This is a genomic window from Janthinobacterium sp. UMAB-60 (assembly GCF_900095235.1).
In the GTDB taxonomy this organism is placed as follows: domain Bacteria; phylum Pseudomonadota; class Gammaproteobacteria; order Burkholderiales; family Burkholderiaceae_D; genus Janthinobacterium.
The window spans coordinates 52,985-66,295 of record NZ_LT607485.1 but is presented as its reverse complement, the minus strand read 5'-3'; the positions used below and the strand labels follow the sequence as shown (position 1 = coordinate 66,295).

Here is a 13,311-nt window from a genome sequence, read left to right as displayed (position 1 = left end):
GCGAATTTGTAGATTGCGAAGAATACATGCGTATCAAAGTTAAAAGTATCGGCCTGATCGGTCTGGGCGTCATGGCAGGCATCGGCATGTCGCTGCAGTTCCCGGCCGTGGCGCAGAAAATCACGAATGCCCCGCTGCCGCTCGACGAGCTGCGCCAGTTGTCCGACGTCTTCGGCCTGATCAAGACCGATTACGTCGAGAAGGTGGAAGACAAGAAACTCTTGACGGAAGCCATTTCCGGCATGGTCTCGTCGCTCGATCCGCACTCCGTGTATCTCGACAAGAATGCCTTCAAGGAAATGCGCGAAAGCGTGCAAGGCAAGTTTGTCGGCATCGGCATCGAAGTGAGCATGGAAGACGGCTACGTGAAAGTCGTCTCGCCCATCGAGGACAGCCCGGCCGCCAAGGCCGGCATCCTGGCGGGCGACCTGATCACCCGCCTCGACAACATCCCGCTGAAGGGCTTGCAGCTGGAGGACGTCATCAAGAAGATGCGCGGCCAGCCCGGCAGCAAGCTGGTGCTGACGATGTCGCGCAAGGGCGAAAGCAAGCCGCTGGTGTTTCCCATCGTGCGCGAGGAAATCCGCGTGCAGAGCGTGAAGGCCAAGATGGTCGCGCCCGGCTATGCCTGGCTGCGCATCGCCCAGTTCCAGGAACCGACCGTCGATGACATGGTCAAAAAGATCAACGCGCTGTATGCGCAAGACCCCAAGCTCAAGGGCTTGGTGCTGGACTTGCGCAACGACCCCGGTGGCGTCGTGCCGGGCGCCATCGGCGTGGCGACGGCATTTCTGCCAGGCAACTCCATCATCGTCTCGACCAAGGGCCAGTTGCCGGAGTCGAAGCAAGTGTTTTATGGCCGCCGCGAATTCTATGCGCCGCCGGGCGCCAAGGCCGATCCGCTGGCCAAGCTGCCGGCCGCGCTGAAAACCGTGCCGCTGGTGGTGCTGGTCAATGCGGGCTCCGCTTCCGCCTCGGAAATCGTCGCCGGCGCCTTGCAGGATTACCAGCGCGCCACCGTCATCGGCACGCAAACGTTCGGCAAGGGTTCCGTGCAAACCTTGCGCCAGATCACGGCCGATACGGCCGTCAAGCTGACGACGGCCCGCTACTACACGCCGAAAGGCCGGGCCATCCAGGCGCGCGGCATCGTGCCCGACTTGCTGGTCGATGAAACGGCCGAAGGCGATGGCTGGAACAGCCTGCGCGTGCGCGAGGCGGACCTGGAAAAACACCTGAGCAGCGACGATGGCAAGCCGGAAGCGGCCAAGCCGACCATGGAAGGCATGCAAGATCAATTGGAAGAAGAGCAACGCCTGATCGCCACGGCGAAAAAGCGCAAGCCGCTCGAATACGGCGCCAAGGATGATTTCCAGCTGCAGCAAGCCTTGAACCACTTCCAGGGCTTGCCGGTGCAGCTGGCCAAGGTGGACCCGAAAGCGGAGAAGATCGGCGCCAAGCCGGAAATCGCTTCCGACATCAAGGCCGATGACAAGAAGATTCCGGTGCGCAAACCGTAGTCGCCGCCATGAACGACGCCCAACTGCTGCGCTATTCGCGCCACATCCTGCTTGATCAGATCGGTATCGAAGGCCAGCAAGCCTTGCTCGATGCGCATGTGCTGGTGATCGGCGCGGGTGGGCTCGGCTCGCCGGCCGCCATGTATCTGGCCGCCAGCGGCGTCGGCAAGCTGACCCTCGTCGATGACGATACAGTCGACCTGACCAATCTGCAGCGCCAGATCGCCCACACCACGCAGCGCGTGGGCCAGTCGAAAGTGCTGTCGGCGCGTGAAACCTTGACCGGCATCAATCCCGAGATTGAAATAATTGCTTTGCAGGAGCGCCTCGATGGCGCGCGCCTGGCCGAACTGGTCTGCTCCGCCACGGTGGTGCTCGATTGCACCGACAACTTCGCCACGCGCCACGCCGTCAACCGCGCCTGCGTGGCAGGCAAGGTGCCGCTGGTGTCGGGCGCCGTGATCCGTTTCGACGGGCAAGTGAGCGTGTTCGACCCGCGCACGGGCACGCAACCGTGTTATTCCTGTCTGTTTCCGCAGGAACAGCAGTTCACGGACGAGGCGTGCTCGAGCATGGGCGTGTTCGCGCCGCTGGTCGGCGTGGTGGGCGCCATGCAGGCGGCCGAGGCGCTGAAACTCATCATGGGCGTGGGCGAATCGCTGGCCGGACGGCTGCTGCTGCTCGACGGTTTGCACATGGAATGGAGCAGCATGCGCGTCGCGCGCGACCCCGGCTGCGCCGTTTGCGGTGTAGTGGTCTTGCCGCTCTGAGTCGCCCCGCACAAATTTTTCCCCATATGACAGGCTTTGTCATATTTCCGCTTTATACTCTGCTCTCATTACTCACCTTCTTCTCTCTTTCATATGCAAAACGCAGCAAACCATCCGATACGCCAGCGCCGCGCGCGCGGCTTCACTTTGATCGAAATCATGGTCGTGGTGGTGATCATGGGCATCCTCGCCTCGCTGGTGGTGCCCAAGCTGATCGCCCGCACGGGCGAGTCGAAAGTGGCGGCGGCGAAAGTCGACATCGCCACCGTGATGCAAGCCTTGAAACTGTACCGCCTGGATAACCAGCGCTACCCGACCACCGAGCAGGGCTTGCATGCGCTGATCGAAAAACCGACTACGGGTCCGGCCGCGAATGGCTGGAAGGCGGGCGGCTACCTGGAAAAGATGCCGAAGGATCCATGGGGCAACCCGTACCAGTTCCTGTCGCCGGGCGTGAAGGGCGAAGTCGACATCATTTCGCTGGGCGCCGATGGCCAGCCTGGCGGTAGCGGCGACGACGCCGATATCGGCTCCTGGGAACTGTAAGTTTTCCATTGCATGCCTGCCATGACCACCGGTCGCGCACTGCCCCGGCCACGCGCCAGCGGCTTCACGCTGATCGAATTGCTGGTGGTGATGGTCATCATCGGGGTGACCCTGGGCCTGGTGTCGCTGAACGCCATGCCGAATGGCCAGCAAGCCTTGCAAAAGGAAGCCGAGCGCATCGCCCTGCTGCTGCAGCTGGCGCGCGATGAAGCCATCGTGCGCAGCCGGCAAGTGGCGTTCGAGGCGGACGAAAATCAATACCGTTTCCTGGTCCTCAATGAAAAGCTGTGGCAACCCGTGACGCAGGATGATTTGCTGCGCGAGCGCGCGTTTGCCAACACGCCCATGCTGCTCAGCGTGCAGCCGTCGAACAGCGTGGCCCAGCCGCTGCGCATCATCTTCGGCCGCGAACCGGTCGACAAGCCTTTCGTGCTGACCCTGGCCAGCGGCGAGCGCAGCGTGGCCATCCGCGCCGACGGCATCGGCCATTTTACGGTCGAGCAATGATGCGGCGCTCATTTCGCCGCCACCCGCGCGGCTTCACTTTGCTGGAAGTACTGGTCGCCCTCGTCATCGTCGGCACGGCCCTGGGCGCCTCGCTGCGCGCCGTCGGCAGCCTGACGCAGAACAGCGACGGCTTGCGCAGCGCCATGATGGCCACCTGGTCGGCGGAAAACCACCTGGTGCGGCTGCGCCTGGCGAAAACCTTTCCGCAGACGGGCAAGCGCACGGTCGACTGCCCGCAGGGCGATTTGAAACTGATCTGCGAGGAGGAAGTGGTGGCCACGCCGAATCCCCGCATCCGCCAAGTGCGCGTGAACGTATATGACATGCAATACCCGGCCCGGCGCATCGTGCGCCTGGTGTTATTGGCGTTCAACGACTGATGGCGCGCCGCAATCACTCCGCTGCCGGTTTCACCTTGATCGAGCTGCTCGTGGCGATCGGCATCCTGGCCATGGTCGCCGTGCTGGGCTGGCGCGGCCTGGACAGCATCATGCGTTCGCGTGAAGTGCTGACCAGCCAGCTGGAGCAGGCGCGTGGCATGCAGCTGGCGTTTGCCCAGATGCAGAGCGATTGCGACCATCTGGCCGGTGCCGGCCAGAACAACAACCTGCTGAATGGTCGCCTGAACCTGACGGCGGAAAATGACCGCCTGACCCTGGTGCGCCTGGCCGCCTCGGAGCAGGAGCCGCAACAGTTGCAAGTGGTCACTTACCGCCTGCGCGGCGGCGTGCTGACGCGGCGCGAGTCGAACGGCACGCGCGACCTGGCCGTGCTCGACACCCTGTGGCAGGCGGCGCGCGACGATACCGATACCTCCAATGCCGACGTGGCCCTGATGCATGGCGTCGACAGCATGGTCATGCGCGGCTGGAGCAATGGCGCCTGGAACGTGCTGACGGCGGGCGCCACCATCTCCACGCAAGTGCCGGGCCTGGAAGTGACCTTGCAAATGCCGGGCCAGGACGCGGGCCTGTCCAAAGTCTTCTTGTTGGGGCCGGGATGAAGCCGTTTATTCGCCCTGCGCGCCAGCGCGGCGTGGCCGTCATCACGGCCCTGCTGCTGACGGCGCTGGCCATCACCGTCGTCGCCAGCCTGTTCTGGCAGCAGCAAGTGCAGGTGCGCTCGATGGAAAACCAGCGCCTGCGCCTGCAGACGCAGTGGGCCATGCGCGGCATGGTCGACTTCGCCCGCTTCTGGCTGCGCCAGGACAATCCCACGCAGACGGCGCTGGACGGCGTGTGGGCCACGCCCATCGAGGAAGCGCGGCTCGATGATTACGTCGACCGCGAAAAGGTCGACACGGAAAAATTCGACGCCACCGTCTCGGGCCGCGCGCTCGATGCGCAGGCGCGGTTTAACATTACCAACCTGGTCGCCGCCACGGGTGGCATCAATCCGCAGCAGGTGCTCGCTTACCAGCGTTTGCTGGCCAACCTGCGGCTCGACAGCGGCCTGGCGCAGGCGACGGCCGATGCCGTGCTGCGCGCGACGCCGAAACTGCGCGCCATGGACAGCGGCAGCGATGGCAAGACGCCCGCCGCCAGGCCCCCATCGGACGGCGGCAGCGAGCCGGTGGCGTTCACGCAGGTCGAGGATTTGCTGGCCGTGCCCGGCTACACGCCGCAGATGATCGAGAAGTTGCGCGATTTCGTCATCATCTTGCCGGAACTCACGCCGGTCAACGTGAATACGGCACCGGCCGAGGTGCTGGCGGCCGTGACGATGATGTCCTTATCCGAGGCCAGCGCCCTGACCCTGAGCAATCCGCGCAAAAAGTTTGTTGATTTGGCAAACTTCAAGAATAATATTAATGCCGAGCTGATTGCTACCGTGGAACTCGACGTGAAGAGCCGCTACTTCCTGACTGTCATCCGCGTGCGGCTGGATCGCGCCGCCCTCGATGCCGTGGCGCTTGTCAATCGAAAAACGGATCCGCAGCGCACCACCAGCCTCGTCTGGTTGCGGGAAAATTAACCCCTGAAAGCGAGTCACTTTGACAATATTGTATATCCGTCACCCGGCCAGGGCGTCCATCGACAGCGCGCCAGCCTGCTCCTTCGTGCTGGCCGGCGACGGCGGCGCCATGCTGCAGCAGGGCAGCGCGCCGCTGGGCAGCCTGGGGCAGCTGATTGCCGGCGCCAAGCAGGTGGTCTTGCTGCTGGCGGCGGCCGACGTGACCCTGCTGCGCCTGAAAACCCCGCCGCTGGCCGGCGCCCGTTTGCGCGCGGCCTTGCCGGGCCTGGTGGAAGAACACATCCTCGGTGACACGCAGGATTGCCTGCTGGCCGCTGGTGCGCCCGACGCTGCCGGCATGCGCACGGTCGCCGTGGCGCAGCGCGCCTGGGCCGGGGTACTCGTGCAAGCGTTGCTGGCGCAGGGCGCGCGCAAGGTGGTGCTGCTGCCATCGCAGCTGTGCCTGCCCTTGCAGCCAGGCAGCGTGACGGCATCCTTGCAGGCCAGCGGCGACGGCCTGGAACTGGCCTTGCGCCAGGCGCCGCAGGAGGGGCTGGGCCTGGTCTTGCCGGCCCAGCCGCAGCAGGCGCTGCTGACGACGCGCGCGTTTGCCGGCGACGTGCCGCTGACGGTCTACGTGGCGCAGGCCGAGCTGGCGCAATATCAGCAACTGGCCGCCGGCATGGAGGGCGTGACGGTGGAACCCGACCATTGGGCGCACTGGATCGCCGGCGCCAAGGGCGCTGGGCTGGACCTGGCGCCCGCGCTGGGCACGGCCACGGGGTCGGCCACCGAGTGGCGCCGCTGGCGCTGGCCACTGCGCCTGGCGCTGCTGGCCGTGATCGTCAACCTGGCCGGCATGAATATCGAATGGATGCGCCTGAAGCGCGAGGCCGCCACCGTGCGCACCTCGATGCAGCAAACCTTCAAGGCCGCGTATCCGAATGAAGCGCCCGTGTATGGCCTGGAAGCGGAGCAGATGCGGCGCAATATCGCTGCCGCGCGCCTGCAAAGCGGGCAGGCCAGCATGGATGATTTCACCAGCATGAGCGCGGCGCTGGGCGAGGCCTTGGGCGGGCTGGCCGGACGCGGCGTGGTGGCCTCGCTGGAATACCGCGAGCGCAGCCTGATCGTCACGCTGAAACCGGACATGGTCGACGCCAGCGCCCAGGCGCAGGTGCGCGACGGCCTGGCTGCGCGCAAGCTGGCCTTGAATGAAACGGCGCCGGGCGTGTGGAAGATCACGCCGGCCACAGGAGCAAAAACATGAGTACGGCAGTGAACAAGATCCGCGCCGCCCTGACGGGGCAGCAGCAGAACCTGCAAACGTTCTGGGCCGAGCGCACGCCGCAGGAGCGCAAGCTCTTGACCATCGGTGGCGTGGTGGCGGGGCTGGCCTTCGTCTACGCGGTGTTCTTCGAGCCGGCGTGGACGGGCCGCATCGCCTTGCAAAAGAGCTTGCCCGAGCTGCGCCAGAACGCGGCCCAGCTGCAGGCGCTGGCGCGTGAAGCGGGCGAACTGGCGCGCCAGGCGCCCGTGCAGGTCGCTCCCATGAGCCGTGACAGCATAGACTCTTCGCTGAAAGCGCGCGGCCTGGCGCCGCAATCGCTGTCGCTGACGGGAGAGTACGCGCGCGTGCAGTTGAACGGCGTGCCGTTTGCCAGCGTCATGCTGTGGCTGGACGGCTTGCGCCGCGAAGGCCGCGTGGCGGTGCAGGACGCGAAGATCACGGCGCAGGGCAAGGCGGGGCTGGTCGATGCCAGCCTGACCCTGCACCAGAGCCCGGGCGCGACGCGATGAGGCGCTTGCTTGGCTGGCTGCTGGCCATCATCGTCAGCGTCTGCGTCACCCTGCTGGTATTTTTCCCGGCCGGCTGGGTCGCCGGCATCGTGGAAAAGCAGACGGGCGGACGTTTGACCTTGGGCGACGCGCAAGGTACCCTGTGGCGCGGCTCGGCCTTTATCGGCGGGGCGGCCAGCGCGAACGGCGCCGTGACGCCGTTGCTGCCGGGGCGTTTCAGCTGGCGCATTTCGCCCTCGGTGCTGTGGGGATCGGCGGACGTGGAATTGCAAAACCCGCAGGCGCTGTCGCAGCCGGTGAACCTGCGCGGCTCGTGGTCGCACTGGCAAGTCAGCCCGGCGGCCCTGCTGCTGCCGGCCGATGGCCTGGGCGGCCTCGGCGCGCCGCTCAATACCGTGGCGCCGACGGGCAGCATGCGCCTGTCGTGGAGCACCCTGCAGCTGGCCTTGGAGCAGCGGCAGTTTTCCGCCGTCGGCCGCACCACCTTGCAGATGACGGACATGGCGTCGCGCCTGTCGTCCCTGCGCCCGCTGGGCAGTTACGAGCTCGATTTCGATTGGCAGGGGCAGCAGGCGACGTTGACCTTGCGCTCCATCAAAGGACCGCTGCTGCTCGACGGCAGCGGCAGCCTGCAACAGGGGCGCATGCAGTTTTCCGGCCAGGCCCAGGCCGCAGCAGGATATGAAGAGACCTTGGCGAGTTTGTTGAATTTGCTGGGACAGCGCCGTAGCAATAGCGAAAAAAACATCATCGCCTTAGAGTTCAGACAATGAAAAAACCATCCGTGAGCACCCATACCTCCACCTTCTCGCTGCGCCGCCTGTCGGCCGCCGCCTTGCTGTGCTGTTCCGTGGCCGGCATGCCGGCGCCCGTCTGGGCCGCGCCCGGCGATGAGGCGGCGCTCAATTTCGTCGGCGCCGACATCGAGTCGGTGATCAAGGCCGTGGGCCATTACACCAACATCAATTTCGTCATCGACCCGCGCGTCAAGGGCACGATCACGCTGGTGTCGGAAAAGTCGATCAGCAAGACGCAAGCGTTCGGGCTGCTGGCCTCCGCGCTGCGCCTGCAGGGCTATGCGGTGGTCTCCGGCGACGGCTACGCGAAAGTGGTGCCGGAAGCGGACGCCAAGCTGCAATCCGTGCCGACCCAGGTGGGCAACGGCGCCAGCCAGGTGAAGGGCGACCAGATCGCCACCCAGGTGTTTTACCTGAACTATGAATCGTCGGCCAACCTGCTGGCCGTGCTGCGGCCCCTGATTTCGCCGAACAACACGATCAACGCCAACCCGGGCAACAACTCGCTGGTGATCACCGATTACGCGGATAACCTCAAGCGCCTGGCGAAGATCATCGCCGCGCTCGACGTGCCCGCCTCGACGGACCTGGACGTGATCCCCGTGCGTTATGCCATCGCCTCCGACCTGGCATCGATGGTCAACAAATTGATGGAAGGCGGGAATGCGGGCGCCGCCGCAGGGGCCGACGCTGGCAAGGTCTCCGTGCTGGCCGACCCGCGCACCAATTCGCTGGTGCTGCGCGCACCGTCGGCGGCGCGCGCCAACCTGGCCAAGTCGCTGATCTCGAAGCTGGACCAGCCCACCACGCAGCTGGGCAATGTGCACGTGGTGTACCTCAAAAATGCGGACGCCACCAAGCTGGCGCAGACCTTGCGCTCGGTGGTGACGTCGGACGGCACGGCCGCCACGGCGCAGCAGGGCGTCGGCAACCAGAACACGAACAACCAGATCAACCAGAACAACAGCGGCATGAACAGCACTGGCCTGGGCGGCAATACGCAAAGCGGCAGCACGGGCGGCGCTTCGCTGAACAACGCGCCGCAGCAGCTGTCGTCGGGCGGCGCGGCCGGTTTCATCCAGGCCGATGCATCGACGAATACGCTGATTTTGACCTGCAACGAAGCCGTCTACCGCAACTTGCGCGCCGTGATCGACCAGCTCGACGTGCGCCGCGCCCAGGTCTACATCGAGGCGCTGATCGTCGAAGTGACGTCGGCCAAGGCGTCTGAATTCGGCGTGCAGTGGCTGGGTTTGTCGGGCGACAGCACCAGCAACTACCGCGTGGGCGCCTTGCAGTCGTTCGCCGGCGGCACCACCAACAACATCGGCGCCATCGCCACGGGCGGCGGCAAGGTATTGCCGACGGGCGGCCTGACCCTGGGCATCTTCAAGCAGATCAACGGCGCGCTGGGCCTGGGCGCCGTGGCGCATGCGCTGGAATCGGACGGCAACGCGAATATCCTGTCGACGCCGAACCTGATCACCCTGGACAATGAACTGGCGACCATCAAGGTGGGCCAGAACGTGCCTATCCTGACGGGGCAGTACACCAGCACGGCCGGCACCAATACGAACCCGTTCCAGACCATCGACCGCAAGGAAGTGGGCCTGACCCTGAAGGTGCGCCCGCAGATTTCCGAGGGCGGCACCATCAAGCTGGGCATCTATCACGAGACGTCGAGCGTGGACAAATCCACCGCGTCGGCCGTCAGCGGCATCACCATCAACAACCGCGTGATCGAAAACAATGTACTGGCCGACGATGGCCAGATCATCGTGCTCGGCGGCCTGATCGAGGACACCACGGGCGACAACGCGGAGAAAGTGCGCGGCCTGGGCGACATTCCCCTGATCGGCAACCTGTTCAAGTACCAGACGCGCGAGCGCAAGAAAACCAACCTGATGATCTTCCTGCGTCCGGTCATCGTGCGCAACAAGGAGCAGAGCGGCAGCCTGGCGGCAGACCGCTACGACTACATGCGCTCGGCCGAGACGGCCGCCGTGCCGGCCACGGGCAACCTGATGCTGAAAGACCTGGGCACGCCCGTCTTGCCGGCGCTGCAGGATGGCCAGCCGGTGGGCGGCAACATGGTGACGCGCCCCGTGCCGCCGGCGCCGACGCCGCCGCCAGGCGCGCCGGCCAACGCGGCCACGCAGCCGCAGAAGTGATGGGATAGCCATGAGTAATCTGCTTCCCTACGCCTACGCGCGCGATTTCGGCTTGCTGGCCCGGCCCGGTGCCGTCGACGGCGCCCCCGTCGAAGTGCTGGTGGCCGCATCGACGGCGCCGGCGGCGATTGCCGAAGTGTCGCGCCGTTTCGGCCGGATTCAATTGATGGTGCTGCCGCGCGGCGAACTCGATGCGGCCATTGCCAGTGCCTACGCGGGCGGCGGCGGCGACGCCTCGCAGATGGCCGATGAATTCGATGCCGACCTGGATTTGACCAAGCTGCTGCAGGACGTGCCGGCCATCGAGGACTTGCTCGAATCGTCCGACGACGCGCCCGTCATCCGCATGATCAACGCCTTGCTCACGCAGGCGCTGCGCGAAGGCGCGTCCGACATCCATATCGAGCCGTTCGAGCAGACGTCTGTCGTGCGCTTTCGCATCGACGGCAGCCTGCGCGACGTGGTGCGCCCCCGCAAGGCCATCCACGGCTCGCTGATTTCACGCATCAAGATCATGGCGCAGCTCGACATCGCCGAAAAACGCTTGCCGCAGGACGGCCGCATCACCCTGCGCGTGGGCGGCAAGCCCGTCGACGTGCGCGTTTCGACCCTGCCCACCGGGCATGGCGAACGGGCCGTGTTGCGCTTGCTGGACAAGGAAGCGGGCCGCCTCGACCTGCAGCACCTGGGCATGAGCGCGCCCATGCTGAAGCAATTCGATGGCCTGATCACGCAGCCGCACGGCATCGTGCTCGTCACGGGCCCCACCGGCTCGGGCAAGACGACGACCCTGTACGCGGCGCTGTCGATGCTCAACGCCACCACCACGAACATCCTGACGGTGGAAGACCCGATCGAGTACGACCTGGCCGGCGTGGGCCAGACGCAGGTCAATCCGCGCATCGACATGACGTTTGCCAAGGCGCTGCGGGCGATTTTGCGGCAGGATCCCGATGTCATCATGATCGGCGAGATCCGCGACCTGGAAACGGCGCAGATCGCCGTGCAGGCATCCTTGACGGGCCATCTGGTGCTGGCGACCCTGCACACGAATGACGCGTCGGCGGCCGTCACGCGCCTGCTCGACATGGGCATCGAGCCCTTCCTGCTGTCATCGTCCTTGCTTGGCGTGCTGGCGCAGCGCCTGGTGCGCAAATTGTGCGGTTCCTGCAAGACCTTCGATGGCCAGTACTGGCAGGCGGTCGGCTGCGAGCAGTGCGGCCAGACGGGCTACCAGGGCCGCGTGGGTGTCTATGAACTGCTGCGCACGACGGAGCAGATCCGCGCGCAGATCCACAACCGCGCCTCGGAAGCGGAAGTGCGCGCCGTCGCCCTGCAGGACGGCATGACGAGCATGCGCGACGACGGCGAACGCTGGCTGCGCGACGGCACCACCACGCAGGCCGAGTTGCTGCGCGTGACCAAAGACTAGGCCCGCCACCATGCCCGCATTCCGTTATGAAGCCGTCGACGCCCAGGGCGCCACCCGCAAGGGCGTGCTCAATGCCGACAGTCCCCGTTCCGCGCGCGCCGAGCTGCGCGTGCAAGGCCTGGTGCCGCTGGCCGTCGAACCGATCACCGCGCAGGTCGATGCCGCCGGCGTGACCAAGCGGCGCGGCTTTGGTGAGCGCCTGTCCAGCACAGAGCTGGCCCTGTTTACGCGCCAGCTGGCCAGTTTGCTCGAAGCGGGCCTGCCGCTGGAGCAGGCGTTTTCCGCATTGCTGGAACAGGCCGAGCGGCCGTATCTGCGCGACCTGATCGCCTCGATCCGTTCGGAAGTGATTGGCGGCGCCGCGTTTTCCGACGTGCTGGCGCGCCATCCGCGCGATTTCGCGGAAATCTACCGGGCACTGGTGGCCTCGGGCGAGCAGATCGGCCATTTGTCGCGCGTGCTGTCGCGCCTGGCCGACTACATCGAGCGGCGCAACGCGCTGGTGCAGAAGGTCAAGCTGGCGTTTACCTATCCGGCCATCGTCACGGTGGTGGCGTTTTCCATCGTCATCTTCCTGCTCACCTACGTGGTGCCGCAGATCGTTTCCGTGTTCGCCAATACCAAGCAGAAGCTGCCGCTGCTGACGGTGATCATGCTGGCGCTGTCGGACTTCGTGCGCCACTATGGCATCGTGGTGGGCATCGTCCTGATTGGCGCCTGGTTCGCCTGGCGCCGCGCGCTGCAGCAGCCGGCCCTGAAGCGGCGCTGGCATACCTGGCTGCTGACGGCGCCTTTGTACGGCAAGTTCGAGCGCAGCCTGAATACGGCGCGTTTCGCCAGCACCCTGGCCATCACCACGGGCTCCGGCGTGCCGATCCTGCGCGCGCTCGACACCAGCCGCGATACCTTGACCAATGTGGCGATGCAGGAACTGGTGGAAGAAGCCAGCGGCGCCGTGCGCGAGGGTGTCAGCCTGGCGCGCGCGCTGTCGGCGCAAAAGCATTTTCCGCCCATGCTGATCCACATGATACGCGCGGGCGAAATCACGGGCGAGCTGCCGGCCATGCTGGAACGCGCCGCCAGCGCGCAGGAGCAGGACCTGGAACGCCGCACGCTCACCATCGCGGGCTTGCTGGAACCGGCCCTGATCCTGGCCATGGGCGTGGTGGTGCTGCTGATCGTGCTGGCCGTGCTGATGCCGATTATCGAAATCAATCAGCTCGTCAGATAAGAAACTCAAGGAAGCCATGAAGCGTTTGCCTCAATTTACAAGTTTGCTCGCCGTCGTTGCGTTGTCCGTGTCGCTGGCCTACTGGGCCATGCAGCTGTTCAAGGCGCCGCAGCGCCCCATCAATCCACCCGCCGTGCCGGTGGTGCAGGATGCCAGCGTGGAGGCGGGCGCTTCGCTGTTCGGCGGCCAGGTCAGCGTGGCCACGGCCAGCAATTACCAGCTCAAAGGCGTGGTCGCCGCCGGCAATGGCCGTGGCAGCGTGGCCATCATCGCCACCGACGGCAAGCCGTCCGTGGCCCTGCCCGAGGGCGCCGAGGTGGCGCCCGGCGTGACGGTGCTGGAAGTGCATGCGCGCCATGTGCTGCTGCGCGATGGCGGCGTGAGCAAGCGCATCGACCTGGTGGCCGACGACAAGGCGCTGGCCTTGCCGGCGCAAGTGTCTGCCAGCCCTGCGCCGGTCTCGAACCTGGTGCCGCCGCCGCTGCCGATGGAGCAGCAGCGGCCGGCGACCATGATGCCGGCGCCGCAAGTGAGCAGCAGCGTGCCGCCGCCGTCAAACTAACGCTGTTTTTATCGTATTTTGC

At 65.6% G+C, this 13,311-nt stretch carries 14 protein-coding genes; all 14 read left to right on the top strand.

Annotation, left to right across the window (positions count from 1 at the left end):
- Positions 1 to 26 precede the first annotated feature (26 nt).
- The 14 genes from K0F86_RS08255 (at position 27) to K0F86_RS08190 (ending at position 13,289) form a co-directional block, all read left to right on the top strand.
- Positions 27 to 1,520, top strand: coding sequence for a S41 family peptidase (locus K0F86_RS08255; protein WP_219133965.1), 1,494 nt, complete (start codon positions 27 to 29; stop codon positions 1,518 to 1,520).
- Positions 1,521 to 1,528: 8 nt separating this feature from the next.
- Positions 1,529 to 2,290: a molybdopterin-synthase adenylyltransferase MoeB gene (locus K0F86_RS08250; protein ID WP_219133964.1), complete on the top strand. Its 762-nt coding sequence runs from the start codon at positions 1,529 to 1,531 to the stop codon at positions 2,288 to 2,290.
- A 93-nt stretch (positions 2,291 to 2,383) separates the two neighbouring features.
- A complete protein-coding gene (gene gspG, locus K0F86_RS08245) occupies positions 2,384 to 2,836 on the top strand; it encodes a type II secretion system major pseudopilin GspG (protein WP_219133963.1) in 453 nt (150 codons plus the stop codon).
- Positions 2,837 to 2,848: 12 nt separating this feature from the next.
- Complete coding sequence (locus tag K0F86_RS08240) at positions 2,849 to 3,343, top strand: GspH/FimT family pseudopilin (protein WP_046681998.1); 495 nt, start codon at positions 2,849 to 2,851, stop codon at positions 3,341 to 3,343.
- Complete coding sequence (gspI, locus tag K0F86_RS08235; protein WP_257572052.1) at positions 3,343 to 3,723, top strand: type II secretion system minor pseudopilin GspI; 381 nt, start codon at positions 3,343 to 3,345, stop codon at positions 3,721 to 3,723. Before K0F86_RS08240 ends, gspI begins: the two co-directional genes overlap by 1 nt.
- Positions 3,723 to 4,346 (top strand): type II secretion system protein J, encoded by a 624-nt coding sequence (locus K0F86_RS08230; RefSeq protein WP_219133961.1) that lies wholly within the window; start codon positions 3,723 to 3,725, stop codon positions 4,344 to 4,346. Before gspI ends, K0F86_RS08230 begins: the two co-directional genes overlap by 1 nt.
- Entirely contained in the window at positions 4,343 to 5,317 is a 975-nt protein-coding gene (gene gspK, locus K0F86_RS08225) for a type II secretion system minor pseudopilin GspK (RefSeq protein WP_219133960.1), read from the top strand. Before K0F86_RS08230 ends, gspK begins: the two co-directional genes overlap by 4 nt.
- Before the next feature lie 19 nt (positions 5,318 to 5,336).
- On the top strand, positions 5,337 to 6,566 hold the full coding sequence (gene gspL / locus K0F86_RS08220; protein ID WP_257572051.1) for a type II secretion system protein GspL: 1,230 nt from the start codon (positions 5,337 to 5,339) through the stop codon (positions 6,564 to 6,566).
- Complete coding sequence (gene gspM / locus K0F86_RS08215) at positions 6,563 to 7,096, top strand: type II secretion system protein GspM (RefSeq protein ID WP_219133959.1); 534 nt, start codon at positions 6,563 to 6,565, stop codon at positions 7,094 to 7,096. Before gspL ends, gspM begins: the two co-directional genes overlap by 4 nt.
- A complete protein-coding gene (locus tag K0F86_RS08210) occupies positions 7,093 to 7,869 on the top strand; it encodes a type II secretion system protein N (RefSeq protein ID WP_099760994.1) in 777 nt (258 codons plus the stop codon). Before gspM ends, K0F86_RS08210 begins: the two co-directional genes overlap by 4 nt.
- Entirely contained in the window at positions 7,866 to 10,064 is a 2,199-nt protein-coding gene (gene gspD, locus K0F86_RS08205; RefSeq protein ID WP_219133958.1) for a type II secretion system secretin GspD, read from the top strand. Before K0F86_RS08210 ends, gspD begins: the two co-directional genes overlap by 4 nt.
- Before the next feature lie 10 nt (positions 10,065 to 10,074).
- Entirely contained in the window at positions 10,075 to 11,496 is a 1,422-nt protein-coding gene (gene gspE / locus K0F86_RS08200) for a type II secretion system ATPase GspE (protein ID WP_219133957.1), read from the top strand.
- 10 nt (positions 11,497 to 11,506) lie between these two features.
- Positions 11,507 to 12,727, top strand: a complete 1,221-nt coding sequence (gene gspF, locus K0F86_RS08195) for a type II secretion system inner membrane protein GspF (protein ID WP_219133956.1) — start codon at positions 11,507 to 11,509, stop codon at positions 12,725 to 12,727.
- A 16-nt stretch (positions 12,728 to 12,743) separates the two neighbouring features.
- Entirely contained in the window at positions 12,744 to 13,289 is a 546-nt protein-coding gene (locus tag K0F86_RS08190; protein ID WP_219133955.1) for a type II secretion system protein N, read from the top strand.
- The last annotated feature ends 22 nt before the right edge of the window (positions 13,290 to 13,311 follow it).